23 protein-coding genes are annotated in these 25269 nt (G+C 53.1%); 4 read left to right on the top strand and 19 right to left on the bottom strand.

Features of this window, described 5'->3' with window-relative positions; all coding sequences use genetic code 11:
- Nucleotides 1-158: 158 nt before the first annotated feature.
- Complete coding sequence (locus ACLO87_RS13935; protein WP_430224017.1) at nt 159-1742, top strand: ABC transporter substrate-binding protein; 1584 nt, start codon at nt 159-161, stop codon at nt 1740-1742.
- Between the two features lie 54 nt (nt 1743-1796).
- On the opposite strand, the gene ACLO87_RS13930 is transcribed toward ACLO87_RS13935, so the two are convergent.
- From ACLO87_RS13930 to ACLO87_RS13880, 11 genes are all read right to left on the bottom strand, one after another.
- Nucleotides 1797-3257, bottom strand: a complete 1461-nt coding sequence (locus ACLO87_RS13930) for an N-acyl-D-amino-acid deacylase family protein (RefSeq protein ID WP_430224016.1) — start codon at nt 3255-3257, stop codon at nt 1797-1799.
- A gap of 21 nt (nt 3258-3278) precedes the next feature.
- The gene (locus tag ACLO87_RS13925) at nt 3279-4943 is read right to left on the bottom strand and encodes an ABC transporter ATP-binding protein (protein ID WP_430224015.1); all 1665 of its coding nucleotides are present in this window, start codon (nt 4941-4943) and stop codon (nt 3279-3281) included.
- Nucleotides 4940-5785, bottom strand: a complete 846-nt coding sequence (locus tag ACLO87_RS13920) for an ABC transporter permease (RefSeq protein WP_135865274.1) — start codon at nt 5783-5785, stop codon at nt 4940-4942. The genes ACLO87_RS13925 and ACLO87_RS13920 overlap by 4 nt, the downstream gene beginning before the upstream one ends.
- A gap of 11 nt (nt 5786-5796) precedes the next feature.
- A complete protein-coding gene (locus tag ACLO87_RS13915) occupies nt 5797-6738 on the bottom strand; it encodes an ABC transporter permease (RefSeq protein ID WP_135865277.1) in 942 nt (313 codons plus the stop codon).
- Nucleotides 6739-6748: 10 nt separating this feature from the next.
- On the bottom strand, nt 6749-8341 hold the full coding sequence (locus ACLO87_RS13910) for an ABC transporter substrate-binding protein (RefSeq protein WP_430224014.1): 1593 nt from the start codon (nt 8339-8341) through the stop codon (nt 6749-6751).
- Nucleotides 8342-8401: 60 nt separating this feature from the next.
- Nucleotides 8402-9652, bottom strand: a complete 1251-nt coding sequence (locus tag ACLO87_RS13905; RefSeq protein WP_135865280.1) for a D-amino acid dehydrogenase — start codon at nt 9650-9652, stop codon at nt 8402-8404.
- Nucleotides 9649-11322, bottom strand: a complete 1674-nt coding sequence (locus ACLO87_RS13900; protein ID WP_430224013.1) for a thiamine pyrophosphate-dependent enzyme — start codon at nt 11320-11322, stop codon at nt 9649-9651. Before ACLO87_RS13900 ends, ACLO87_RS13905 begins: the two co-directional genes overlap by 4 nt.
- A 46-nt stretch (nt 11323-11368) precedes the next feature.
- On the bottom strand, nt 11369-12022 hold the full coding sequence (locus ACLO87_RS13895) for a TetR/AcrR family transcriptional regulator (RefSeq protein WP_430224012.1): 654 nt from the start codon (nt 12020-12022) through the stop codon (nt 11369-11371).
- Nucleotides 12019-12960: a DUF6963 family protein gene (locus ACLO87_RS13890; RefSeq protein WP_430224011.1), complete on the bottom strand. Its 942-nt coding sequence runs from the start codon at nt 12958-12960 to the stop codon at nt 12019-12021. The genes ACLO87_RS13895 and ACLO87_RS13890 overlap by 4 nt, the downstream gene beginning before the upstream one ends.
- A 92-nt stretch (nt 12961-13052) precedes the next feature.
- Entirely contained in the window at nt 13053-14015 is a 963-nt protein-coding gene (locus ACLO87_RS13885) for a nitrilase-related carbon-nitrogen hydrolase (RefSeq protein WP_430224010.1), read from the bottom strand.
- A gap of 137 nt (nt 14016-14152) precedes the next feature.
- Nucleotides 14153-14614: a GNAT family N-acetyltransferase gene (locus ACLO87_RS13880; protein ID WP_135864261.1), complete on the bottom strand. Its 462-nt coding sequence runs from the start codon at nt 14612-14614 to the stop codon at nt 14153-14155.
- 571 nt (nt 14615-15185) lie between these two features.
- On the opposite strand from ACLO87_RS13880, the gene ACLO87_RS13875 reads away from it, so the two are divergent.
- Genes ACLO87_RS13875 through ACLO87_RS13865 form a run of 3 tightly spaced genes read left to right on the top strand, consistent with a single transcriptional unit; the run spans nt 15186 to nt 18537 of the window.
- Entirely contained in the window at nt 15186-16562 is a 1377-nt protein-coding gene (locus ACLO87_RS13875; RefSeq protein WP_135864263.1) for an aspartate aminotransferase family protein, read from the top strand.
- Nucleotides 16562-17626, top strand: a complete 1065-nt coding sequence (locus ACLO87_RS13870; protein WP_430224009.1) for a GNAT family N-acetyltransferase — start codon at nt 16562-16564, stop codon at nt 17624-17626. Before ACLO87_RS13875 ends, ACLO87_RS13870 begins: the two co-directional genes overlap by 1 nt.
- Complete coding sequence (locus ACLO87_RS13865; RefSeq protein ID WP_135864266.1) at nt 17611-18537, top strand: hypothetical protein; 927 nt, start codon at nt 17611-17613, stop codon at nt 18535-18537. Before ACLO87_RS13870 ends, ACLO87_RS13865 begins: the two co-directional genes overlap by 16 nt.
- Nucleotides 18538-18547: 10 nt before the next feature.
- On the opposite strand, the gene ACLO87_RS13860 is transcribed toward ACLO87_RS13865, so the two are convergent.
- From ACLO87_RS13860 to ACLO87_RS13825, 8 genes are read right to left on the bottom strand one after another with little or no spacing between them, the layout of a single operon-like run.
- Nucleotides 18548-18937, bottom strand: coding sequence for a DMT family transporter (locus ACLO87_RS13860; protein WP_430224008.1), 390 nt, complete (start codon nt 18935-18937; stop codon nt 18548-18550).
- A 10-nt stretch (nt 18938-18947) separates the two neighbouring features.
- A complete protein-coding gene (locus tag ACLO87_RS13855) occupies nt 18948-19316 on the bottom strand; it encodes an EamA family transporter (RefSeq protein ID WP_430221873.1) in 369 nt (122 codons plus the stop codon).
- The gene (locus tag ACLO87_RS13850; protein ID WP_430224074.1) at nt 19316-20200 is read right to left on the bottom strand and encodes an alpha/beta hydrolase; all 885 of its coding nucleotides are present in this window, start codon (nt 20198-20200) and stop codon (nt 19316-19318) included. Before ACLO87_RS13850 ends, ACLO87_RS13855 begins: the two co-directional genes overlap by 1 nt.
- Nucleotides 20201-20253: 53 nt before the next feature.
- A complete protein-coding gene (locus ACLO87_RS13845; protein WP_135864581.1) occupies nt 20254-20973 on the bottom strand; it encodes an MtnX-like HAD-IB family phosphatase in 720 nt (239 codons plus the stop codon).
- Nucleotides 20966-21880 carry an HlyD family secretion protein gene (locus tag ACLO87_RS13840; protein ID WP_430224007.1) on the bottom strand — a complete coding sequence of 305 codons (915 nt, stop codon included), beginning with the start codon at nt 21878-21880 and terminating at the stop codon, nt 20966-20968. The genes ACLO87_RS13845 and ACLO87_RS13840 overlap by 8 nt, the downstream gene beginning before the upstream one ends.
- Nucleotides 21877-22614: an ABC transporter ATP-binding protein gene (locus ACLO87_RS13835; protein ID WP_430224006.1), complete on the bottom strand. Its 738-nt coding sequence runs from the start codon at nt 22612-22614 to the stop codon at nt 21877-21879. The genes ACLO87_RS13840 and ACLO87_RS13835 overlap by 4 nt, the downstream gene beginning before the upstream one ends.
- 10 nt (nt 22615-22624) lie before the next feature.
- Nucleotides 22625-23761 carry an ABC transporter permease gene (locus tag ACLO87_RS13830; RefSeq protein ID WP_135864587.1) on the bottom strand — a complete coding sequence of 379 codons (1137 nt, stop codon included), beginning with the start codon at nt 23759-23761 and terminating at the stop codon, nt 22625-22627.
- The gene (locus tag ACLO87_RS13825) at nt 23758-25146 is read right to left on the bottom strand and encodes an efflux transporter outer membrane subunit (RefSeq protein ID WP_430224005.1); all 1389 of its coding nucleotides are present in this window, start codon (nt 25144-25146) and stop codon (nt 23758-23760) included. Before ACLO87_RS13825 ends, ACLO87_RS13830 begins: the two co-directional genes overlap by 4 nt.
- Nucleotides 25147-25269: the final 123 nt, after the last annotated feature.

Below are 25269 nucleotides of genomic sequence, written 5' to 3'. Positions count from 1 at the left end.
CTGGGTTTTTTTGCGGCTGTGCAATAGCCACAGGTTTTTCCTAATTGTGATGGGGTATCTAACTGTTTATTGTGGGGTCGTGACCGATCGGTCACAGAATAAGGGAGAAGTAAAAAGTAGAGTATTTCACTCAAGAAAAAACAGTGAGGTAGACAACGATGAAGCTATTGCAATCCCGTGGGCTGAAGCCTGTATTGCACGCCGCTGTGTTTGGTTCTGTGTTGGTGGCGGCTGCTCCAGCATATGGGCAAACTATTACCGCCGTGATGCATTCGGGCTTACGCATGATGGACCCCATACAAAGCACTGCGTTTATTACCCGAGAACATGGTTACATGATCTATGACACGTTGGTGGGCATGGATTCTGACTTTACCGTTCAACCGCAAATGGCCGATTGGCGTGTGAGCGATGATGGTAAAACCTACACCTTTACCTTACGTGATGGGCTGAAATGGCACGATGGTACGCCGGTTACTGCCGAGGACTGCGTCGCATCCATTAAGCGCTGGTTGGACAACGACAATACTGGCCCGGTCATTAAAGATTTTTTAGTGGGCTACAACATCGTCAACGGTCAGGAGTTTGAGGTGCAGCTCAACGAGCCTACCAGCTTGTTGTTAGATAGCTTAGCCAAGATTAGCTCGCGCCCTGCTTTCATGATGCCTAAGCGCATCGTAGAGGCATCGGCTGGTAAAGCCGTGGCCGAGATGATTGGCTCTGGCCCCTTTAAGTTTGTGGCTGCTGAGTTTCGCCCCGGCGTGAAGGTGGTGTACGAGAAAAACACCGATTACATCCCACGTAGCGAGCCTAACGACTGGACGTCAGGCGGTAAAGTCGTAAATGTGGATAAGGTGGAATGGGTGAGTATGCCCGATGCCATGACAGCGGCGAATGCACTGCTTAATGGCGAGGTGGACTATATCGAGCACTACCCGTATGACTTGTTGCCGTTGGTGCAGAATAATCCTGAACTGGTGACTAAAGTGATTGATCCGCTGGGCAACTGGAGCTACTACCGCATGAATCACTTGTATCCGCCTTTTGATAACAAGCTGGTTAGACAAGCGGCGATGTATGCGGTCAGCCAAGAAGACGTGATGAAAGCGTTGGTGGGGAATCCTGATTACTACTCCACCTGCCCATCGCCATTTGGTTGCGGTACGCCTAATGCCAGCGATAGCGGCAAAGACATGATCGTGCCAGGCAATATCGAAAAAGCCAAAGCCTTGCTGGCCGAAGCCAACTACGATGGCACGCCCGTGGTGTTGCTGCACCCTACGGATCACGTGATGGCAGCTCCGCAACCAGTGGTTATTGCGGCGGCATTACGTAATGCTGGCTTCACGGTAGATATGCAATCTATGGATTGGCAGTCGGTGGTGTCTAGACGCGCTAACAATCAAGCCCCTAAAGATGGTGGGTGGGGGATATTTTCCACGTATGGCATTATTGCTGCGGCAGTAGATCCGTTTGCCAATACCACCATTGCTGCTAATGGCGATAAGGCGTGGTTTGGCTGGCCTGATGTCCCAGAAATTGAAGCGCTGCGTGTGCAATATGCCAAGGCAGTTAGCAAGGAAGAAAAGCAGTCTATTGCTGCCAAAATTCAAGAGATAGTGTTGGATGAAGGCGTGATCGTGCCGCTGGGCCAGTTCCGTACACCGGCTGCATACAGCACCGCGTTAAGTGATCTTCCTGAAGCGCCTATTACCGCCTTCTGGGGGGTGAAGAAGCAGTAATGTGGGTCGCTACCCGCCATAGCGTCTAGACGTATGACGGGTAGCGCACGGCATTTACTGGGTTAAGGCTTCTCTAGAAAGCACTTGCCCTGGTCTGGCAGCCGTGGTTTGTCCGGCTTCCCAGACTATTTTGCCGTTCACCAATACCGTTTCTATACCAATGGCTGGGGCGATGGGCCTAGCGAAACTGGAACCTTCTGCAACGGTGTCTGCGTGTAGTATGACCAAATCGGCGTAGGCGCCATCACGTATAAATCCACGATCTCGTAATCCAAATTTTTGGGCGCTTAAGCCCGTCATTTTATGAATGGCTTTTTCAAAACTGAATAAGCCTCTTTCGCGTGAGTAATGTCCCAAGACGCGGGGGAAACTGCCCCATAGACGTGGATGCGGCACGGCATCGTGTGGTAAGCCGTCTGATCCAATCATGGTGTCGTCAAAAGCCAAAATACGCGATACATCGGCATCGTCCATGCGGTGGTAAATAGCGCCCGCTGGTTGCAGCCTTTCTACCGCTTGTTCTAGGCTGCACTGCCATTCTTTCTGTATGTCGGCCAAGTCTCGCCCGGCCATTTCTGGGCACGATCTAGACCAGGTGACCAGAACTTTTAGGGCTGATGAGGCGTGTTTAACGGACAGCACAGTAGACGATGCAGCATAGGGGTAGCAGTCTAGGCAAATGTCTTGCACGCCCATTTGTTGGCGTATGCGTTCCAAGGTTTCGGTAGAGCGTCCGAAGTTGTTTTTGCCCGCAACTTTATGGTGCGAGATCACGACGGGTAGATTGGCTTCGCGGCCAATGCGGAAGGCTTCTTCTAGCGCCTCCATGACCTTGTCTGATTCGTCACGCAAGTGGGTGCAATACACGCCCCCAAATTCAGAAGCGACTTTAGCCAGTTCAATGACCTCTTCGGTAGAAGCGGCAATGGCCGGGTCGTAGGCTAAGCCTGTGGATAAGCCAATTGCACCGGCTTGCATGGCTTCACGCAACAAGCTTTTCATGCGTTCTAGTTCATCTGCCGTGGCAGGTCTATCTAGCGCAGACATGGCCACAATACGCAGTGTGGTGTGGCCTACTAGTGGTGCGCAGTTCGTGGCGGCGGGTTGCTGCTGTAGGGCCTCTACGTAGCTCTGAAAGGTGGGATGAGTGAACCATTCCCCTTCTCCATCCAGCAAATCCAATGGCGGCGTGATGGGGGCGTGTAGACGCTGTGGTGTGGGTGCTAGCGAAATACCGCAGTTGCCGGTAATGACCGTAGTCACGCCTTGGCTTACCTTGGGTTCCATGCTGTTACTGGACAGCAGTAAACGGTCGTCATGGGTATGGGTATCAATAAAACCGGGGGACACCACCAACCCACTGGCATCAATGCGTTGGTCGGCTGTCCAGTGGCTGCAATCGCCTACAAAGGCAATTCGATCATCAATAATGGCAATATCGGCATCAAAGCGAGGGGTGCCTGTGCCATCTGCTACCTCGGCATGTTGAATCAGTATGTGGGCATGTTTGGCCATAGTCTTTCTCACAGTCGTAGCTCAGTGGATGGCAGGTTCAAGGGGACGAAAATGCTGGAAGTCCCAATGACGTCCGGGAGCCGCTTCAATAAGTGAACGGGTGTACTCATGTTGGGGGCTGACTAGTACTTGCTCGGTAGGCCCGGCTTCCACGACGGTACCGCGTTGCATCACAATGATTTGGTCGCAGATTTGTGCGGCCACACGTAAATCGTGCGTAATAAACAGCACCGAAATACCAATGCGTTGGCGCAGTTCGTCTAACAGTTTCAATACTTGTGCTTGCACCGATACGTCTAGTGCGGATACTGCTTCGTCGGCCACCAAAATGTCTGGCTCTAACACTAAGGCACGGGCAATACATAAGCGTTGGCGTTGTCCACCTGAAAACTGGTGCGGATAACGGCTTAGTACGCTGCGATCCATACCTATCCATTCCAGTAAGGTATCAATGCGCTTTTCACATTCGCTGGCACTTAAGCCGTAGTTTTGCATACCTTCTAACAAGGCGTCGTGTATGCGTAAACGAGGGTTAAGCGACCTATAGGGATCTTGGAAAACGATCTGTATGCGCTGGCGCAACTGACGTAGTTCTTCGCCTTTAGCCGTGGCTAGATCGGCATCGCCGAGAGTGACGTGACCCGATGAGGGGGTGATCAACCGCATGATGCAGCGCGCCACTGAAGACTTCCCTGAACCGGACTCGCCCACAATGCCAATGATCTCCCCTTTATTCAGAGTGAAAGACACATTGTTGGCGGCTACGACTTTGCGACTGGCTGAAAACAGCACACGTTCTTCGTAGGTTTTGTTGAGCGCCTCTACCTGCAGCATAGGTGCTGGCGTAATGTCGCGTGGAGCAGGAGGAATCAGACTAGGTACGGACGACACCAAGAGGCGGGTGTAGTCTTGTGTGGGGGCACGCAAAATGGTGTCTCTAGTGCCGGTTTCTACCATGGCACCACGGTTCATCACCACAATACGGTCGGCAATTTCAGCAACTACCCCAAAGTCATGGGTGATGAACAATACAGCGGTGTTTTGCTGCTCTTGCAGCTCGCGTATCAGCGCCAAAATTTGCTTTTGGGTGGTGACATCCAGTGCCGTAGTGGGCTCATCCGCAATCAGCAGGCGTGGTTTCAAAATCAACGCCATGCTGATCACAATGCGTTGACGTTGGCCGCCAGACAATTGATGTGGGTAAGCGCGGTAGATTTTTTCAGGGTTGGGTAAATGCACGGACTCGAACATCGCCAACACTTGCTTCTTGCGCTCAGAGGGGTTGCGTACACCGTGTACCTTCAGCACTTCTTCCACTTGTGGGCCAACGCGCTCTACGGGGTTGAGCGCAGTCATAGGCTCTTGGAAGATCATGGCCATTTTGGAGGCACGCAGCGTCCGTATGCGGCTAGGCGAGGCGTCTAACAGGTTCTCGCCATCTAACAAGATGCGGCCTTGCGTGGCTTGCAGTTCGGCTTTGGGTAGTAAGCCCATGGTAGCGAGCGAGGTCACGGATTTACCAGAGCCAGACTCCCCCACTAAGCAGACGGTTTCGCCGGGGTGTATGTCCAGCGAAATGTTGGAAATAGCGTGCTGCCCTTCTTTGCTGTTGGCGATGCGTACCCACAGGTCTTGTACCTGTAGAACTGGCTGATCACCCTGTGTATGTGAAAACGTTTGCGTCATCGTTTGATCATCCTTGGGTCCAGTTCATCACGCAGTACATCGCCCAATACGTTGACGCTCAATAAGGTAAGCGCTAACAAAATACCGGGATACAGCACCAAGCCGGGATAGAGTTGAAAGAACATGCGGCCATCGGCCATGATGTTGCCCCACGAGGGGATTTCTGGCGGTAAACCGGCACCCAAAAAGCTTAGGGTGGATTCGATCAAAATAGCCGAGGCGAAAATGTAGGTGCCTTGCACAATCAGCGGTGCCCAGGTGTTGGGAATGATGTGCGTCACGATGATTTTTGGGATACGTGTACCCAAGGTGATGGCCGCTTCTACGTAGGGCTCAGTGCGTATAGACAAGATCACACTGCGCACCAGTCGCACCACACGTGGGATTTCTGGAATCACAATCGCTACCAACACCGTGAGCAAACTGCTGCCAGTGAGTGACACCAACGCAATGGCCAACAAAATGCTGGGGATAGCCATGATGCCATCCATGACGCGCATGATGATGGAATCAAACAGCGGAAAATACCCGGCCAACACACCAATCAATAAGCCTAGGGTGAGGCTGAACAGTGCTGCGCCTAGCCCTACGATCATGGATACTTGGGCGCCGTACACCACGCGGGAATACATGTCGCGGCCAAAGGCATCGCTACCCAACCAGTGTTCCGCACTAATGGGCGATAAACGTGATGCGGGGTTGATTTGTATGGGGTCAGTGGTGCTGATGATGGGCGCGAGTATCGCCATCGCAATCACAAGAACCACAATGCTGCAGGCTAAAAATGCCGCCGGAGACAACAGCCTGGAAAGCAGGCCACGCCAGAGAGAATAGGGTTGCATAACAGACTCCCTCAATAGGTGATGCGAGGGTCAAAGACGGTGTACAGCACGTCTATAACCAAGTTGATGACGATGTAGGTCAGGGAGAACAGCAAAATCACCCCTTGGATAATGGGGTAGTCACGCGCTTGCACGGCTTCTACGACCAACCTGCCCAATCCGGGGATGTTAAATACCGATTCTGTGACCACCACCCCGCCAATCAGCGCGGCAGCCCCAATCCCTACAATGGTGACGATGGGCACGGCTGCATTGCGTAGCGCATGGCGTAAAAACACCGCGCTTTCTTTTACGCCTTTGGCGCGGGCAGTACGGATGAAGTCTTCGTTCATCACTTCGATGACGCTACTGCGGGTAATACGGGCAATCAGCGCCACGTACACCGTACTGAGTGCGATGGTAGGCAGCACCAAACGCATACTGAAGGCATAGAAACCTTGGCTGAGATCTTTGTAGCCTTGTACGGGAAACCACCCTAATTGCAGTGAAAATAGGTAGATCAGTAGATAACCCACCACAAAAGTGGGAATAGAGAACCCCAGTACCGACAAAATCATCACAAAACGGTCGGTGGCGCGGCCATGTCGCCATGCGGCAATTAAACCTATGGGGATGGCGATCAGCAGAGTGAAGCTCATGGTGCTGATGGCTAAGGCAATAGTGGGGCCCATGCGGTCAGCAATCAGAGTGGTCACGGCTGTGCCAGACAGCAAGGACGTACCCAAATCACCGTGCAGCAGTTTGCCAGCCCAATCAAAGAACTGAGTAGTAATGGGCTGATCCAGACCCATTTGTGCACGTATGGCAGCCAACTGGGCCGGTGACGCGTCGTCACCGGCAATCACAGCGGCTGGGTCACCCGGAGTCAGCCTTAGCAAGGCAAAGATCACGATGGCCACCATGATCACCACCGGTATGGTGGTGATCAGGCGCCTAGCAATATAGACAAGCATGCACGGCCTCCTAGTTGGACTTGCTCAACGACCAAAATACCGTGACGGGAGAATGCGGCACGTTGTGCAAAGTCTGGCTGTAGGCGGAAGGAATAGTGAATTGACCCAAGGGAATGACTACGCCTTGATCAATGGCCAATTCGTTAATTTTTAGGGCGATGGCTTTGCGTTCTGCATCGTCTGTGGTCAGTGCAAATTGCTTACGCAGTGCTTCGATTTCCGGCACATCTGGCCACCCTGCCCACGCTTGTTTGCCGCCGGCATTCAGTGTGGTGTTACCAAAAGGATCGCCACTAGAAGCCAAGGTGGCGTAGGTGGAAAAGATGTTCCAGCCGCCATTTTCTGCATCTGATTGATTACCTTGCTGCATCACTACGCTTTGCCAATCCATGGATTTCAATTGCACAGTGAAACCGGCTTTACGCAGTGCATCGGCAATCACCACAGGTTGGGGGGACACGGTTGCCATGTCGGTGGGGTGCAGAATGACCACAGGCTCGCCTTTGTAGCTGGACGATTTCAGCAAGGCTTGGGCTTTTTCTAGCTGCGGTTTGACCACGTCGTCATAACGGTAGTCGCTTTCAAACGGGTTGCCACAACCCAGTGTGGTGGCGCAGGTGCGGGAATAGTCTGGGTTGCCAATCAGCGCGTTTAACACCTGCTGCTGATCTATAGCTAGCATGGCGGCTTCACGCACGGCGGGGTCGTTAAAGGGGGCGTGCAGATGGTTGAAGCGGAAGTACGTCCAGTTGCCCAGCTCATCAATGGTGTCCAGTTTCACGTCGTCATTGTTTTGCAGCAAGGGCAACAGATCCAACGGAATTTGCTGCATGAAATCAATCTCGCCTTGCAGCAATGCGTTCACGCCGGTGATGGCGTCTGGCATGGTGACCCACTCTACTTTATCCACATTCACAACTTTGCCCCCTGCTGTCCAACTGGCAGGTTCAGAGCGAGGCTGGTAGTCGGTGTTTTTGGCGTATACCACTTTGACGCCAGGGCGGAATTGGTCGGCGACAAACTTAAAGGGGCCAGAGCCTACAAACTCGGTAATGGCTTCAGAACCGGGCGTGACAGCAATGCGTTCTGGCATCATGAAGGCCGGTCTAGAGCTGAGTTTTGCTAAGCCAGATAGCAACAAGCCAGTGGGCTCTTGTAGGCGTATAGAGAAGCTTTTGTCATCCAGAGCAGACATGTCTTCCACCATGGTCTGCAAGACCTGGCCCGTTCCATCCACACTCATCCAACGTTTGATAGAGGCGAGGCAGTCGGCGGGCGTTACAGGTGTACCATCGTGCCATTTCAAGCCATCACGTAGGGTAAAAGTGTAGGTTTTACCGTCGTCGCTGACGCTCCAGTCGGCCATTTGAGGCTGAACGTGGAATTGCTCATCCATGCCCAACAAGGTGTCGTAAATCATGTAGCCATGATCACGGGTGAGGAAAGAGGTACTGAATACGGGGTCCATTACCCGCAGGCCAGCATGCATGACGGCAGTAACCGTGGTTTCAGCATGTGCAGCGAGGGGCGCAACGCAGGCGCTAGCCAGCAGCAAGCCGGCCAACGTGGTGCGCGATAGCGGGGCAAGTGAGTGACGTGCCATGTTTGTCTCCTGAGTCAGGTAGGTATTGTTGTGTTTTATGGTGCAGCAGTTGTGGCGGTATTACAGGCTGAAAAGCGGCGCTAACAACGGCTGTTTGTTACTGGGCGATTGCAGTATGTCGGTCAATAAACGGGCAGAGCCAAAGGCCAAGGTGAAACCTAATGCGCCATGTCCTACGTTTACGAACAAGTTGTTAAAGGGGCTAGCACCAATCAGCGGTGTGCTGGTGGGTCGCGAAGGGCGTTCACCGGTCCATTCCTCTATGTCACCGGTGGGTGTTAAGGCAGGGAAAAATTCCTGCACTTGCTGGCGCAAGGTACTAAGTCGGGCTGCAATGGCAGAGGGCTTATTGACCCCAATATCAATCATGCCCGCCACACGTAACTTGTCGCCAATGCGGGCGTACACCACTTTGTTGCGGATGTCGCTAACACTGGCCTGTGGTGCGCCACTGTGCTCGTCTACGGGGATGGTGAGTGAGTAACCACGCAGGGGATAAATACCCAAATCCAACCCTAAGGGGCGCGCTAGTTTTTGCGCACCTGTGCCATTGGCCAAAATAATGGTGTGGGCATCTAAAGCACCTTGGGCAGTAAAGGCTGTGATGCTGTCGCCGTGGCGTTCTAAGCGCGTAATGGGAGTGTTGAAGTGAAACACCACACCCATTTGTTGCAGGCGTTCTTGCAAGGCTAAGCACAGTTGCTCACAGTCGCCAGCTTCCTCGCTAGGGGTAAATAAACCACCCTGTATGCGGTGTGCGATGGGCGCTAAGCTAGGTTCTTGTTCTACGGTTTGTGCAGGGGTGAGTACGCGTTGTTCTACACCGTGACGACCTAAGAAGCTGCCTTGTGCATCACGAGCGGCAGCGAAGCTTTGCGAGTTTTCAAAGACCTGCAATTTGCCGTGATGGTTATGGGCAAACTCCAGGGGTTGTGTGCGTTGTAGTTGGTCTAAAACTTGGCGGCTTAGCTTGCCCAGTTGCAGCAAGTTTTCCGCACCGCGTTGGCTTTGGCTGGCGGAGCACGCCTTCAAAAAAGACAGCAACCAACTGCATTGCGAAAGGCTAAACGTGGGGTGCAAACGTAATGCCCCATTTCTATCCAACAATAATTTGTGCAGGGAACGCAGCACGTCTGGGGTGGCTAAGGGAGTAACGAAGCTGTAGCTTAGCTGTGCGCCATTGGCTTTGCTGGTGCCTTGACCTGGCTTGGCGTCAGCATCGTACACGCTTACGTCTAAGCCATGACGACGTAGCTCATACGCCGTAGCCAACCCTACAATGCCTGCACCGATAACAGCGATTTTTTTCATGCTGGACTCCCCGATTGTTGCAGTGCAGCAATTGTTGCATTGGGAGAGATGTAATTCAGACTGGTACGCACCACGATCACGCATAATTGCTTGCTTTGCAGCGCGGCATGTAATGCAGGGGCGAACTCATCGCTGTGTTGCACAGTAAAGGTTTGTGCACCGCATGCGGCAGCGAGTTGGGCGAAGTTGGGGTTGTGCAGGGCGGTAGCACTAGGGCGATGCGGAAAGTGTTTTTCCTGATGCATGCGTATGGTGCCGTAGCAGGCGTTGTCTGAAATGATGACGATGGGGGTTGCGCCATATTGTGCGGCAGTTGCTAACTCAGTACCCGTCATCATGAAGCCGCCATCGCCTACAAAGCAGACCACGGGGCGTGTGGGCTGTGCGAGAGAACACGCTACAGCCGAGGGCACGCCGTAACCCATCGCACCTGAAGAAGGGCCTATGAGTTGGCGTGTGGGGCTGAAGCGTAATTGACGCTGCACCCAGCCCCCAAAGTTGCCGGCATCCAAACAAATAATGGCATCGTCTGGCAATAAGGCGTCAGCGTGAGCCATGATATTGCCGAACACGACGCCATCGGCTTGGTCTGCAACCGGCGCCCAGTCGCGCAGTTCTACGGTTGTGCGGTGCAAGGATGCAATCCAGTCTTGACGTGTTGCGGGTACGGCAGGCGCAGTGGCTTGATTCAGTGTGTGCAAGCTGGCAACGGGGTCAGCAGCAACCGCAATGTCAGTTTGACGGTAGCGGCTAACGACGGTGCTATCTGGCCAAATGTGTATCAAGGTTTGTGCGGCTTTTGGGGCGGCAGGGAAATGGAAAGATTGGCTGGTGACATCGCCCAAGCGGGTGCCAATGGCCAAAATCAAATCGCTGCGTGTAACGGACTCTTTAAGTGCGGCAGGTAGGCCATACACCAAGTGCCCTGCAAACAGGGGGTGATCGTTAGGAATCAAATCAGCATGGCGCACTGATGTGGCGACTGGCAGAGAAAAGCGTTCTGCAAAGCTCAACAAAGCCTGCTTACCTGCATCGCTTTTAAGCAGGCCACCGGCAATAATTAAGGGACGTTCTGCTTGGCTGATTGCCTGCACAATAGCGTCGCTGTCGAGGGCGCTGAGCGTGCTAGGTTGGCTGTGACGAGGGAAGACGCCAGTGTGTGGGCAATGGTCTTCCAGCATGTCCTCAGGCAAAGAAATAATAACGGGGCCAGGTGTGCCGCTTTGTGCCAAATAAAAGGCAGTGCACAAGGTATCAGCCAGTTGCTCGGCGTGCTCTACTTCCACCACCCACTTAGCCATGTCGCTGAACATGCGCTCGTAATGTATATGTTGGAAGGCTTCACGTTGCAGGTTTTCGCGTTCTGCCTGACCTACTAAGACCACTAAGGGGCAGGCGTCTTGTTGAGCGGAGTGAATCGCAATGGCGGCATTCATGCAGCCGGGGCCACGACTAACCATGAGTACGCCGGGGGTGCCGGTGAGCCTAGCGTGTCCCAGAGCCATGAAACCTGCACCACCCTCATGGCGGCAGGTCACAACTTCCACAGCGGATTGGTCATGCAAGCTGTCCAGCACGCTGAGATAGCTTTCACCGGGTACGCAATACACGCGTTTGACGTGATGCGCTATCAAGCACTCCACCAACAAATCGGCAGCACGAATGGTCATGTTTTTGTCTCGTCTCGTTATAAATTATGTATAAGGGCTGCTCTGGCTAAGACGGGTCGGGAGACTGCTTCCGTAAACTTTCCAGAGATTGTTCTTTCAACGGTTCGGGTAGGCTGGCGCTAAGCTGAATCAACGCTTTTTGGATGCGATCCCAGCCCTCTTCGGTGCGTAGCGGCACCCCCAAGAAATGGGTTTCTGTCTTGGAACGCAACGACAGGTACAACACGCCAGCCAGCATGATGCCTACCATGGCAGCCAAGTCGGCATCTTCGTCATCGTTCACCGAAGTCAGCGCATCAATAAAGGTACGAGCGGCTTTCTCACGGCGGGTTGCCAACTGTGCGCTCACATCGTTGCGCTCAATCAGCTCCCAACGTCGAATTTCTTTCAAGGCGTCGTTACTGGCCAGTGCCGTAATTTGCGCGTTCAACATGGTGAGAATCAATTGCTGCGGGCTACGTGTTTCCGCTTTGTCGTCCAGCAGCATGGACGATTTCCCCGTCCAGAAATCCTGCGTTTGCATCCATTGCAGCATCAGACCAGGTAGGCCATTGAAGTAGCGATAGATCAGTTCTTTGCTGACGCCTGCGCGTTTCGCAATGGCATTAACGCCTACGCCCATCATGCCGGTTTCGCAGATTTGGTCTTCCAGCGCCTGCATGATTTTTTGTTCGGTCTGTTGACGACGAGTTAGGGTCATACGTGTGCTCCTATGATCAAAGACAAGGGTGGGTGATGCGGCAGCACACGCTGCAGATGGTCACCGAGTTTATGTCCTAGCAGGTCGTGTAAACAGGTGCCCAGCACATAGCCATCCGTAGTTACCGCTGCACAACCACCTTGAATGGCGACACAGCGACCTTCGGCGTGCTGCACGAAGGGATCTGCAGTGTAAATGCATTGCACGGTGGCGGTAATGGGGTCCACTACTATTTGGTCATGCGGGGCAGGCAATAGCGGGCAGTGATCAGGCACCGTCAGCAGCATGGCTCCCGTTTGGCTGGAAGGGGCTGGTTCTTGCCACGCTACATCGCACAACAAGGTGGCGATGTGCGGTGTCAGGTGCGGCGCAAAAAAGATGGAATTCAGCATCACCGCAACCTTTTTGTCTTGGTATTGCTGTGCGCCATGATGTTGATCGGGGCGTCGCGCCACACGCTCGGTATTGGCATAGGCGATTTGCCCGTCTGCGGTCACAGTCATCAACCCGGCATCGTATTCGGGGTAGGCAGCGACAGTGTGCTGTATAGCGTGTTCGGGTGAGCTGCCTTGTTGCAGTGTCTGCAGAGCCAATTGGTTTAAGGGCAAGCCTGTAGGGGTGGGCCTATTGGGTAATCTGTGACCTGTCATTAAGGCGATGCCGGGCAGACTAGGCAGAAATTGCTGCAGGGGTTCAGGCCTGTGTGGGCCGCTGGAAATCAAGGCAGCACGTTGGTAGTTCAGCCACGCAGGATCAAGCTCCAGTGCATGACTGCCACCGTCTTGGGTTTGGCTATAGTGCACAGCACCGTCGTCGGCCATAACCGCCAACACAGCAAAGCCACCAATGGAGCCGGTTCCCAATATTTCTGCACACCGCAGCACACGCAATGCGTGCACTACGGCGTGTTCACCAGCGACTGCAACACCAATCGTCATGCTTAACTCCAAACATAGTGACCATCTGGTCACATTTAAATGCTAGCACTGCTTGGATTAGCTGAAAAGCGTGTCGTGGTAGAGAAAAACCCTTAAACGGTGAGTGTGTGTTCCGGACGCTTCCAGCCGGTTTGGTCTACGATTCGTCTATAGTGTTCCGGGCGACGATGAGCGCTGAAGTTGAAGGTTGATGCTCTATTAACGTGACATAAGCGAAGATCGCAATCGGCCACTAACAGTTCGTCTGACCACGTAGAGGCTTGGGCAATGATCTCGCCAAAGGGGTTCACAATAATAGAATTACCAAACATGGCGTGGCCATCTTCTACCCCCGCTTTGGCAACGGACACGGCAAAACAGTTGTTTTGATAGCAGCCTGCCTGTACCACCAAGTTGGAATGCAGCACTTTAAGGTGCGGTGGCTGTTCGTGTTTTACATCTAGGTTGGCGACAGGTGTGTTGTAGCCAATCATTACCAGGTCTACTTCTTGCAGGCCCAATTCGCGCCATGCTTCTGGCCAACGGCGGTCATTGCACAGCAACATACCGGCGTTAAAGGTAGCGACGCCTTCAAAGTCTAAGCGCCGTACTGGAAAGCCTAAATTACCCACTTCAAAATAGCGCTTTTCCAAGTGCTGTAATGGGCGTTCAGCGATGTATTCAGCATGACCGGGTAAATGGATTTTGCGGTATTTCAGTACTTCTTCGCCGTGCCTAGAAACCAAACTTGCTGTGTTGAAGTGGTGGTTGTCGGGCGTTTTTTCTGCATAGGAAAACTGCAGCATCACGCCCTTTTGTCGCGCCAGATCCAGCACGGCTTGCATGCCAGTTGGTGGCCATTGTGTATCAAACCATTGATCGGCCTCTGCCATGGTTTCGTAGTACCACCGAGGGAAAAACGGGGTTAAGCATAACTCTGGAAAAACGACTACATGGGCGCCACGGTGAGCGGCACCTTCCACCAGTTTGAGCATGCGTGCGATCACATCATCGCGGGAATCCGTGCGTTGTATGGGTCCCATTTGGGCCGCCGCGACGGTCAGAATGTGCGACATATAAGGTCTCCGTTTGTGGTTGTAATTATGGCGTGCTGAGGCTCAGCAACGCTTCATAGTGCCACTGCATTCTGACGGAGTACAAGATGGATTCTGGAAAACCTTAGTGCGAAAAAACGGCAAAAACCGCTAAGCAGTTAGTTGCTCAGCGGTTTGTAGAACACGGGAGCTACACCTAAGTCGGTGCGTATGTTGGTGCGGAATAGATAGCCTTGTTTGATGTAAAACTCTCGTGCTTTGGGGTTAGAAACCAATTGCAACTCTGTTGCACCCAAGTGGTAAGCGCGTTTTTCGGCGGCGCGTAGCAATGCTGCCCCTATACCTTGGTGCCAGTAATCAGGGTCTACAAACAAGTCATCTAATTGCACTTGTGACAAGGCTGGGCGTAGCTCGAGTGAGGCAAAGCCTACGAGGCGTTTTTGCAGTTCTGCCACGATCAGTTGGGGCAGCAAGTTGGGATCTACCTGATCTATATCAGGCAGTTGGCGTAGTTTTTCGGTGTGTTCACCCCACGCCAATGCAGCGCGTAGTTTGAGTTGCCCTAACGGGGCTAAATCACTGGCATGGGCAGCGCGTAGGTATAGCGTTGGTGTAGTCATGGTGCTGTGTGGCTATCCATAAGGTCCACCTATCCATTTCCGTAATGGGAGTGGAAGGTCTCAGTGGTTGGCTTCTAGGTAGCCTACGCGACCCTATGTGCTTATAGGCCTGCCATCACTGGGTAAAGGGTCATTCAGATTGCGCTTGTGGTCGGCAGGAACACCATTCTTGCGCGATGCACAGGCAATTTCGCAAAGCGTGACATAAGTCATGACGCCTGTATAGCGTGTTATCGAGGGTAAGTAAGGCGAGTGCAAGGATTGGTTTTGAGGTTTCGTACTGCTGGATGAGTGGTGTCGCAGATCTTTTTAAGGTGATATGCACGTTAACAAATCTTGATCTTATGTCATGGGCGAGTGGTGGCGTCGCCACAGATATGCTGTGTCTAGGCTATACACGGCATGGCGTTGGTAGGTGTAGTGCCGGTTGCGCGTACTTTGATGGGCGACGATTACATCGTGTCATAACAAAATTCGCTACTCCACAATCCGTACACAATCCCTCGACAGTCATTCCACCTTGATGGCGCACACTGTGTCCAGCATCACGTTAATTTGGAGATATGCGTCCATGTCCATCGACACTGCCAGCCTGTTGGCTGACGAAGCCCGGTATTGTTCATTCGGCGATACCGTTCACTATGTTAATCCGCCAAAGATCTTTACAGGCTGCGAAGGCAGTTACATGTTTGATGACGCGGGTACCCCTTATTTAGACTTGCAGATGTGGTATTCCGCGGTGAACTTCGGTTACCGCAACCGTCGTCTGGAAGACGCAATGACTAAGCAGCTGAACACGCTGCCACAAATTGCTAGCCAATACCTGCACCCCACAAAAATCGAATTGGCCCGTGTGATTGCACAGGACGCCGAGAAAAAATGGGGCAGCCAAGGCCGTGTGCATTTCAACGTAGGTGGCGCACAAGCAGTTGAAGATTCCCTGAAAATTGTACGTAACGCCAGTGGTGGTAAAAGCCTGATGTTTGCGTTCGAGGGTGGCTATCACGGCCGTACCTTGGGTGCATCCAGCATTACCTCCAGCTACCGTTACCGTCGTCGTTACGGCCACTTTGGTGACCGTGCGCAGTTTATTCCTTTCCCCTACCCTTTCCGTCGCCCTAAAGGCATGACTGCGGAAGAGTATGCAGACTCCATCGTGCGCGATTTCGAACGTAAGTTTGAAAACGAATACCACGCGATTTGGGATCCTAAAACTAACCAGTGTGAATACGCAGCGTTTTACATCGAACCTATTCAAGGTACCGGTGGTTACGTGATTCCTCCTGCGAACTTCTTCACAGGCTTGAAACGCGTATTGGATGACCACGGTGTATTGCTGGTAGTAGACGAAATTCAAATGGGTTTCTGGCGTACCGGTAAGCTGTGGTCTGTGGAAAACTTTGGCATCAAACCAGACGTATTGGTATTTGCTAAAGCACTGACTAACGGTTTGAACCCATTGTCCGGTTTGTGGGCTCGTGAAGAGTTGATCAACCCAACCGTGTTCCCTCCAGGTTCTACACACTCCACTTTTGCGTCTAACCCATTGGGTACCGCCATTGGTCTGGAAGTGATGAAAATGACGCACGAAATGGACTTCGGTAAACAAGTTTGCGACGCCGGTGCTTACTTCCTGGACGGCCTGCGCGACCTGCAAAAACGTCACCGTGAAATCGGCGATGTGGATGGTCTGGGTCTGGCATTGCGTGCAGAGATTTGTACTGAAGACGGTTTCACCCCCAACAAAGCATTGTTGGACAAAATGGTGGATATCGGTCTGGAAGGTAATTTGGACTATCAGGGCAGCAAACGTGGTTTGGTGCTGGATGTGGGCGGGTACTACAAAAACGTAATTACCTTTGCTCCTTCACTGATGATTACGCGTGCTGAAATTGACGAAGCAATGGCCTTGCTGGATCAATTGATCACACGTGCAAAACAGGCCTAATGCCAGAGTTGCCGTTATTACGTAACGCGTTAGAACCGGCCGCCTTGCATGCATGTTTCCTCCGGCACCCGCCGGAGGGGTTTCATGTATTGGAAGACGTGCCGGTTCCGGCGTTTGTAGCGCCCTTTGATTTGCTCACTACCGCCGATGACGAGTTCAAAGCTCGCATCACCGGTTTTGTGGGTTACAGCATGTGGTCGCGTTGGCTCACCATCCGTACTGCCTTTGTAGGGACGACGGTCAGTGAGTACGCGGTGTGGCCGCCACAGTTGGGTGTCAACGAAGCCGTACAAGCGTTATTGAACGGGCCCTGTAAAGCGCAAAAGCTCACCATCATTAAAGACCTGCCGCAGCAATCGCCTTTGTTGTCTGATGACGATAATGCGTACGCAGATGCCGTGGTTGCAGCGTGTAAACAGGCGGGCTTTGTGCCGGTGGAAGGTCAGGCATTAGCCTATGTGCCCATTAACTTTGCCAGTACCCAAGACTACTTGGACAAGCTGCCCAAAGACTCACGTCGCTATTTGCGCCGTAAGTTGCGTACCCGTGAGCAGATAGACGTCACCCGTGTGCACACCGGAGCGGCGTTTGATGATGACCAAAAAGTGGATGAATACTATGCGTTGTACCAAGGGGTATATGCGCAAAGTGACGTGCACTTCGATAAGCTGACCAAAGCATTTTTCACGCAATTGCTGCGCGACCAAAGCAATGGCGGTATCGTATTTGAATACCGGCACGCTGAAACTCATGAGTTTCTGGGCTGGAATTTGTGCTTCGAGCACCAAGGCAAATTGGTGGATAAATACATAGGATTGTCGTATCCCTTGTCACGGGAAATGAACCTGTATTTTGTGAGCTGGTTTGTGAATCTGGAATACGCTCTGGAAAAAGGCTTAAGCCATTATGTGGCGGGCTGGACTGATCCTGGAGTGAAGGCTTTGTTGGGCGCGACGTTTACGCCCACGCGTCATATGGTGTATGTACGTAACCCAATTTTGCGTGCGTTGGCCAGACGTTTTGCCAACCGTTTTGAAAGTGATAGCCAATGGATTACGTCCTAACCCCTTCTGAACCGCTGTTCCCTGTTGTGCTCAATACCGATGACTCCATCGGTACCTTAGACAATGAGCAGCGTATTACCCTCTCGAACGACTGGCGGGAAGCGGTACGTTTTGGGTGCCGCCGTTCAGTGTGGGCAAAGCGTATAGCTGAAATGGAAGCGCTGATGCCTGCTTTTAACGAGCATGGCACGGTGTTTATGGGCAGTGGCGACTTTCACCATTTAAGTTTCTCGTTGATACAGCGTTGTATTGCGGCGGGGGGCTACGATATGCTGCGCCCGGTACAGGTGGTGATTCTGGATAATCACCCCGATAACATGCGCTTCCCCTGGGGTATTCACTGTGGCTCGTGGGTACAGCGCGTGGCCTTGCTGCCCGCTGTTGCTAAGGTGCATGTGGTGGGTATTACGTCATCCGATTTGGGTGCGGCACATGCGTGGGAGCATCGTTTGGCTGCACTGTGTGCAGGCAAGCTGACCTACTGGAGCACCAAGGTAGATACCGGCTGGGCGAAGCTGTTGGGCTTGGGTAGTTTCTTTCGTTCATTCGACACCGAAGACGAGATGGTACAAGCCTTGTGCGACACTTTGGCCGAGGGCGATACAGACACCTATTTAAGTGTGGATAAAGACGCTTTTTCGCCAGAAGTGGTGCGTACTAATTGGGATCAAGGCGAATTACGCACACAGCACATGCAAGACATTGTGCAGGCTTTACGTGGGCGTATTGTGGGCAGCGATGTGACAGGTGAGGTATCTGTGTGGAATTACACCACGCCGTGGAAGCGCTGGCTCAGTACAGCGGATGGTCAAGACACCACACAAGAAGATGCCGAGTTGCCGCAATGGCAGGCACACCAGACTAGCTTCAATCAACAGTTGTTGCAGATGCTGCAGGCGGCCCGCTCGTAATACTGTGTGACTATTCTGGCTGTTTAGCGGCCAATCGGGTTTCGCTAATAGCCAGACACACAATGCCGGCCAGAATAAAAATCGTACCGGTGATTTGCGGCCATCCAATGGTTTCACCAAACAGCAGCGCCGACACCACCAGTACTGCCACAATTTCTAAGTGCGAGGCTGCAAAGGCTGGCCCAATAGGGGCATGTTTAAGCAAGGTCATCCACGCAAAAAACGTACCTATGTACCCGAGCAAGGCACCGTAAATCCAAGGCTGGCCAAACACACGGCCAAACCAACTGGCGGTAAATTCCAGAGGAAGCGCACTGTTGCCAGCCATTTTAAAACTGACTTGTGCGAAGGTGTCCAAGGCCATGAGGACAAGGAAGCCAACCAAATAAAAACGTTTCATGTTGAGCTCCTTAGGCTTGCAAACCCACAATGGCAACGCCAATGGAAATTAATACAATGCCAGTCACGCGTAAGGGGGTGAGTTGTTCATTAAAGAACATGCGCCCTAAGATCATGATGACAACCGTATTGATAGAGCCTAGCAGCACACCATTAGATAACGGTACTAGCGACAAGAAGGCCAGCCACATCACAAATTCGATGATGTAGCAGCTAATACCCACCCACAGCCATGGGCGTTTACACATCCAGCGCCAACGATCAAGGCCATCGCCTGCTCTAGGGTCAGCCGCAGCGGCTTTAAGGGCCAATTGCCCACCGCTATCCAAGATAATATTAGTTGTCCACAACAGCAGCACCAACGGTGTGATTGACTCCATCAGTGCGTGCCTCCGGCGCGCACGGGCTGCCCTTCAGTAAGCGAAGCAATGAAATCAGCGGCTTTAGCGATCACGGTGCGGCGATCTCGGTCTATGGTGATCATGTGATAGCTGTTATCCAGCAAGAGCAGTTCTACAGGGGCATTACGCACGCCTTTGACAATGGCATAGGCGTTGGATACCGATGCAATGTCGTCGTGGCGTGCGTGCATGACCAAGCAGGGGGCTTGGATGGCAGACAGGTTTTTCAGCACCGAACGCGATAATGCCTGCATTTCTATCACGCACCACCATGGGTTGCCAGGTAGGCCCGCTTCAGAGCTGTCGCCAGAGTTCATTTGGTCCACGACTCGTGCGCGCAAGGCTTCGTCTTTGATGCCATAGGGCGGTTGTTCTAAGAACATGCGGTTGCGGCCAATACCCAGTGCTCTAAACACCGGCAAGATAAAGGCTAAACGGGTATGAGGTGGCATGCTCCAACCGTCGTGACGGAAGGTAGTGGACAGTGCTAATACACCTGAGATTAGATCGGGGCGGCGTTGTGCTAAGGCCAGTGACAGCACGGCGCCCATAGACAGACCACCTACAACGATGCGGTCTACTCTGGCTGCTAAGCGGTCTGCGCCTGCGATCACGCTTGCTAACCAGTCTTCCCAACCTGTATTCACCAAGTCGTCTTGGGTGCCGCAGTGACCGGCCAATTGCACGGCGTATACCGTGAAGCCTTGTCGGTTTAATCCACGGGCCAGTACGCGCATTTCGTTTGGTGTACCGGTTAAACCGTGTATCAGCAACACGCCAGTGCGTGCACGCTCGTCTTTGCCTTCCAGCAGAAACTCGTGCGGGGTGATTGTGCACGACGTTGAGGAAGGCGTCATGCTCATGTTGGGGCGCTCAGCGGCCACCAAGGTAGAGGGAAAAGTTGGTGCTAGGTTGCTCATACTACGGGTTCCAGTGCCGTACCGGAAAGTATGCCGGGCAGCAGTGCTAGTGCTTCACGGAAATCGGTAAACGGTACGTGAGGAATGCCTTGTTCTCGGCAATAGTTAATCAGTTTGGCTTTGGCGAGTACTACATCGGCCTTGCCTGACACACAGAAATCAGAGCTGCCATCACCGATGTACAGCACTTTGCGCCCTACACTGTGGGAGCTTTGTGCATGTTGGCATTTGCAGTTGGCGCTGGCACAGGTGGGTTGATTCCACGGAGTTTCTAACGCCCAGCGATTGCCTTGTTGGTACACCAAGTGGTTAGCCAGAATAGGTAAGTTATGCACACCCTCGCGGCCCAGAATGGTGTTGATGGCGTAGTCCAGCCCATCGCTCACCACAAAAAATGGAATGCCTTGCTGTTGTGCGGCGCTGAGAAAGGCGGGGAATGCGGGATCAACCCCTATTTGTTGCAGGCTAGCGTCCAGTTGTTCAGGGCTCATGTCTAACAGCGCTACCTGTTTTTGCATGCATTCTCTGGAGCCTATATCACCTTGCTCCCACGCTTCTTCCAGAGCTTCCCAGCCGGGCAAGCCGTAGCTGTTTAGCAAGCTGTCAGTGGTGTCACGCAGGCTAATAGTGCCGTCAAAATCACACTGTATTACCCATTCCGAAGCGGATTGGCTGCAAGATAGGTCAGCAACGGACAGTTGGGGGCGATTATTCATGAAAGCTTACTCTTACATTCTGGCCAACGCGCACGTTCGCTGGCTCGTCAAATTCTAGGATGCACTCCACCACGCGCACGGGGCCACGTTGTGCTTCTTCTTGCAAACGCCCTTGGCGGTACACTGGGCTGACACGAATCACATGTGCCTTAGGTAGTGCATTGGCGTCAGAAGCACTGTCCATGTCGGACGTGATGGTCGCCACCATGCCGGGGCTGATGTTGCCCACATAGGCAGCATTTAGCTCGGCACGCACGATTAATGGACGTGCAGGCAACATGCTCATCGCCGGTGTGTTGGCGCTTACTGTGGCACCAGGTTGAGCGCTAATACTGATGATTTCACCGGCTTCGGGCGCTTTTAAAGTGCGTTCAGCTAGCAAAGCTTTGGCTTGGTTCAAGCGTTGCAGCGCAACGTCTACTTCGGCTTGGGCAATACGTGCATCGGCATCTGCATCTTTAAGCTGTTGCTGAGCAGTGTCGGATTGCTGTACTTGTATCGCACCTGCACGTGCAGCTTGTTCTAGTCTGGAGGCGGTACGGCGCAATTCAGGTAGCTTGGCAAGGCTGGCCTGTTTACGCTCTTGGGCCAGTTTCCATTCGGATTCAGCCACGGCAACGGCAGCAGTTTCTGTGGTGTTTGCCAGTGTCAGTAAGGTTTGGCCTTTTTCTACGGTCTCGCCTTCGCGTACGGCTAACGTGCGCACTACACCATCTGTGCTAGAAGCCAGATTGATTAAGCCGCCTTCCACATCCACCGTACCTCTGGCTACCGCAATTTTGCGGGAGGACTCTTGTGGCGTAGTGGCGGCATTGCTGGTGGTGGGGGTGTTATCGGAACATGCACCCAACATCAACGTAGCTACTGTAAGAATCACGCAGCAACGCGCGCGTGTAAAAACAATCATGCACTGACTCCTTCTGTGCGGGCATGGAGGCGCCGGTCACTGCGTATCATGCCGTCTTCCATGCCAATCACGCGGTCAGCGTGGCGCACAAGACGAGGATCATGGCTAACACACAGAACCGTAGCTTGGTGTGTGCTGGCAAAACGCTGCAGTATGTCCGCCACGCGCTGGCCGTTTTCGGCATCTAGCGCACTGGTGGGTTCATCGGCAAATAAAAATTTGGGCTCTTTGGCGATAGCACGGGCAATGGCCACACGCTGTTTTTCACCGCCTGATAACTGTGCTGGACGCATGTGCGAACGGTGCGACAAACCTACGCTTTCTAAGGCTTGTAGGGCACGTTGGGCGCTTTCTCTGTCGGAAATACCTAAGTAACCCAGGGGCAGTTGTACTTGTTCTTGCGCGGTTAAGGCGGGAAACAGATTAAAGCCCTGAAACACAAAACCAGTGTGGTGCAATCTGAAAGTATCTAACTCGCTGCGCTTCATTTTGCTAAGGTCTTGACCCAAGGCATGGGCTTCACCCGCATCCGGGTGCTGCAAGCCGGATAACAGCGACAGTAGCGTACTTTTACCGCATCCTGACGGGCCAGAGATCAAGGTCAGCTCACCCGCATACACAGACAGCGAGAGTGATCGCAGCACTTGCACCTGCACCATGCCTGACAAAAAGGCTTTGCTGATGCGAATAGCTTCTAGCGTAGGGGGAGTTTGCGGAGTATGGGTAGTAGGCATCAATATCCCCTTAACGCAGCAGCAACGATGGGTCGGTGCGCATCAGGCTACGTATAGCCATCACACTAGAAAACAGTGCCATCAAACTGACCAATGCCGCACATCCCAGCGCGACCAGCGGTGTCATGGCGATGGGGACGTGATAGACCGCAGCCAAGCTCAGTAACGCGAGGCTGACCAATGCTGCCAAGCACATCCCTATGCCGCCAATCAAACATGACTGCTCGATCACGACGCGTGCGAGTGCGCCACGGCTGGCACCCAAGGCATTCAAGGTGGCATATTCGCGGGCAGAGCCAGCCACTACAGCGGCAAAAGATTGGTTGGTGATGATGGCCCCTACCAAACACACAATAATGGCCATAAAGAGCACGGCCATACCAGCACCCGTATCCAGCAACCAGTACAACTGTGATTTGTAGGCGAATTGTGGGGCTGTCCAGATTTCCACAGGGCCAAAACTGGCGGCTTCGCTTTGCAGGCGAGCGCGTACGGCATCGGCATCTACTGTGCTAGGGGTGTGGGCAACGTAATAGGTACTGCCGTATTGTGAGCCGTTACCTGCAATATTGCGGGCAGTATCCAAGGAGCTCAGCACGTTCACGCCACCTAAGCCTCGCAGACCTGGTAAAACGCCCACAATATGTACCGGATGGGTGTTAATCCATGCACGGTCACCTTCGTGTGCGCCTAGCGTGTCTAGGTCGGCTGGATCCACAATTACAGCGCCAGGCTCACGTAGACGGGCGCGCATGCCTTTGGACAGCAGGGATGAGAACATCATGGCGTCTTCACGCGTGGCAATGCCAGAGAGGTAAATAGAGACGCTACCTGCATCGCTGTGTTCAGCGCTCCACTCACCATCTACCCAGAGGTAGGGTTCTACATCGGTGATGTCTGGGTCCATGCGCATCAGCATCTCTACGTCTTGGTCTACGCGCTGACCAAAGTTCACACTTTGTGTGCCGGGATAGCCAGCCCACAAGGTGGCAGAAGAGCTTTTCACGTACAGTGCGGAGGCACCGAAAATACCCAGTACCAACGCGGCTTGTACTACCAGTAATACACCGGAGAAACATACCGCCAGAATAACAGGCACGAAGCGTCGCCATTCATAGACCAGGGTTTTACGCGCTAATGGGATCATGGCGTAACGTCCTTGGCGGCTTCAGGCAATGGCGCGCCACCCAGTGCTTTGTACAAGGCGATGAACGACAGTGTGTGTGAGGCCTGCGCGCGCAGCAACTCAGACTGCGTATCTAGCAATGCGCGCTGTTGCAGCAATTGATCGTAGCGGCTGGATAGCCCTAGCGATTGCAAGGTGCGTTGTGATTGCTGCTGCTGTTGCAGTGCTTGCTCTGAGCTTTGCAGTGCGTTGATACGTTCTTTTTGGTGGGTTAAGCCACTCAGGGCGTTTTCCACTTCGCTTACTCCGTCCAGCACTGCTTTACGGTAGCCTAGCAACGCGGCGTCTAACAGCTCTTCGTTGGCTTCCATGCGGGTACGACGTATGCCCCAATCCCATAGTGGGATGTCTAGGTATATACCGACGGAGGGAGATGAGTCGGTACTTGTACGCATGTTTTGCGTGGTGTTATAGGCGTACAGAAATGAGCCACCCAGACTTAAACGAGGGTACAGTGCCGCATGAGCCAAACCCACTTGGGCAGCGGCTTGCAGCACTGCGGCTTCGGCGATGTGTATGTCGGGGCGTGTACGTAGCAAGTCTGCAGGTAGTTCTTCCAGCGAAAATGCCGGTACCTGTAAAGGACGCTGAATGGTGGACCACGCCGCATCAGGTTGATCACGGCCTAGCAATACGGCTAACGCACGAGCAGAGCGAGAAGCGGCTTCGCGCTCCATGGCTAGGGTCGCGCGGGTTTGGGCCAGTCGTACTTGTGCTTGGGTACTTTCTTCTGGGTTACCAACGTGTGCGCGTTGACGCGTGAGTGCCAGTGCTAGCGCCTCTTCATCTACCGCCAATTGGGTGTGCAGCAATTTTTGTTGTTGTTGGCTTAGACCTAAATCTAGGTAATGACGCACTACATCGGCGACCACCATAACGCGTATGCCCTGCTCGGTAGCTTGAGCTTGCAATGTGCGTGCACCGGCAGACAACTTAGAGTTATCTAAAGCACCGAATAGCCCAAGTTCCCACATCATGTCCAAACTGGCGTGGTAGTACATGTCGGTTGCGGCAACGTCTTGTGTGGGGCGTACACCGGCGGTAATGGAGGGCAGATAAGGTGCCTGCCAACGGCCAGCAAGCAAGCGCTCGCTTTCTAAGCGTTTAGCCGCTTGGGCAATATCCAGATTGGCAGTAAGAGCCTCTTCTATCAACGTGTTCAGAGTGGGGTCTTGCAACGATTGCCACCAGGAGCGCAAGGCAATAGCTGGCGCAGTCTTGGATGTGGTTTCAGACCAAGAGCTGGGCGTATCGGTTGGCAGTTCAGGCGTATTGAGCGTCACACACCCTGCAAGTAGCAGGCTGAGTGCTGCAGAGACGCTGAAGCGGGTAGCAAAATAAGACAAACTGAACACGTACAAAGGTGATGAAAGTAGGCGCGGCAGCCAAAGACACACAAAGGCTACCTTAATAGTAAAAGACCAACGTTGCGTGGTGATGCATGTTTTATGGAGAAATGATGGAGCGAC

The sequence above is a fragment of the Paenalcaligenes sp. Me52 genome, assembly GCF_050487965.1.
Taxonomy (GTDB): domain Bacteria; phylum Pseudomonadota; class Gammaproteobacteria; order Burkholderiales; family Burkholderiaceae_B; genus Paenalcaligenes.
The sequence above is the reverse complement of the archived record's forward strand: the minus strand, read 5'-3'. Positions and strand labels throughout refer to the sequence as shown.

Excerpts from the sequence above, each read along its gene's own strand:
- ACLO87_RS13935 (WP_430224017.1), top strand. The coding sequence starts at position 159 with ATGAAGCTATTGCAATCCCGTGGGCTGAAGCCTGTATTGCACGCCGCT.
- ACLO87_RS13930 (WP_430224016.1), bottom strand. The coding sequence starts at position 3,257 with ATGGCCAAACATGCCCACATACTGATTCAACATGCCGAGGTAGCAGAT.
- ACLO87_RS13925 (WP_430224015.1), bottom strand. The coding sequence starts at position 4,943 with ATGACGCAAACGTTTTCACATACACAGGGTGATCAGCCAGTTCTACAG.
- ACLO87_RS13920 (WP_135865274.1), bottom strand. The coding sequence starts at position 5,785 with ATGCAACCCTATTCTCTCTGGCGTGGCCTGCTTTCCAGGCTGTTGTCT.
- ACLO87_RS13915 (WP_135865277.1), bottom strand. The coding sequence starts at position 6,738 with ATGCTTGTCTATATTGCTAGGCGCCTGATCACCACCATACCGGTGGTG.
- ACLO87_RS13910 (WP_430224014.1), bottom strand. The coding sequence starts at position 8,341 with ATGGCACGTCACTCACTTGCCCCGCTATCGCGCACCACGTTGGCCGGC.
- ACLO87_RS13905 (WP_135865280.1), bottom strand. The coding sequence starts at position 9,652 with ATGAAAAAAATCGCTGTTATCGGTGCAGGCATTGTAGGGTTGGCTACG.
- ACLO87_RS13900 (WP_430224013.1), bottom strand. The coding sequence starts at position 11,322 with ATGACCATTCGTGCTGCCGATTTGTTGGTGGAGTGCTTGATAGCGCAT.
- ACLO87_RS13895 (WP_430224012.1), bottom strand. The coding sequence starts at position 12,022 with ATGACCCTAACTCGTCGTCAACAGACCGAACAAAAAATCATGCAGGCG.
- ACLO87_RS13890 (WP_430224011.1), bottom strand. The coding sequence starts at position 12,960 with ATGACGATTGGTGTTGCAGTCGCTGGTGAACACGCCGTAGTGCACGCA.
- ACLO87_RS13885 (WP_430224010.1), bottom strand. The coding sequence starts at position 14,015 with ATGTCGCACATTCTGACCGTCGCGGCGGCCCAAATGGGACCCATACAA.
- ACLO87_RS13880 (WP_135864261.1), bottom strand. The coding sequence starts at position 14,614 with ATGACTACACCAACGCTATACCTACGCGCTGCCCATGCCAGTGATTTA.
- ACLO87_RS13875 (WP_135864263.1), top strand. The coding sequence starts at position 15,186 with ATGTCCATCGACACTGCCAGCCTGTTGGCTGACGAAGCCCGGTATTGT.
- ACLO87_RS13870 (WP_430224009.1), top strand. The coding sequence starts at position 16,562 with ATGCCAGAGTTGCCGTTATTACGTAACGCGTTAGAACCGGCCGCCTTG.
- ACLO87_RS13865 (WP_135864266.1), top strand. The coding sequence starts at position 17,611 with ATGGATTACGTCCTAACCCCTTCTGAACCGCTGTTCCCTGTTGTGCTC.
- ACLO87_RS13860 (WP_430224008.1), bottom strand. The coding sequence starts at position 18,937 with ATGAAACGTTTTTATTTGGTTGGCTTCCTTGTCCTCATGGCCTTGGAC.
- ACLO87_RS13855 (WP_430221873.1), bottom strand. The coding sequence starts at position 19,316 with ATGGAGTCAATCACACCGTTGGTGCTGCTGTTGTGGACAACTAATATT.
- ACLO87_RS13850 (WP_430224074.1), bottom strand. The coding sequence starts at position 20,200 with ATGAGCATGACGCCTTCCTCAACGTCGTGCACAATCACCCCGCACGAG.
- ACLO87_RS13845 (WP_135864581.1), bottom strand. The coding sequence starts at position 20,973 with ATGAATAATCGCCCCCAACTGTCCGTTGCTGACCTATCTTGCAGCCAA.
- ACLO87_RS13840 (WP_430224007.1), bottom strand. The coding sequence starts at position 21,880 with ATGATTGTTTTTACACGCGCGCGTTGCTGCGTGATTCTTACAGTAGCT.
- ACLO87_RS13835 (WP_430224006.1), bottom strand. The coding sequence starts at position 22,614 with ATGCCTACTACCCATACTCCGCAAACTCCCCCTACGCTAGAAGCTATT.
- ACLO87_RS13830 (WP_135864587.1), bottom strand. The coding sequence starts at position 23,761 with ATGATCCCATTAGCGCGTAAAACCCTGGTCTATGAATGGCGACGCTTC.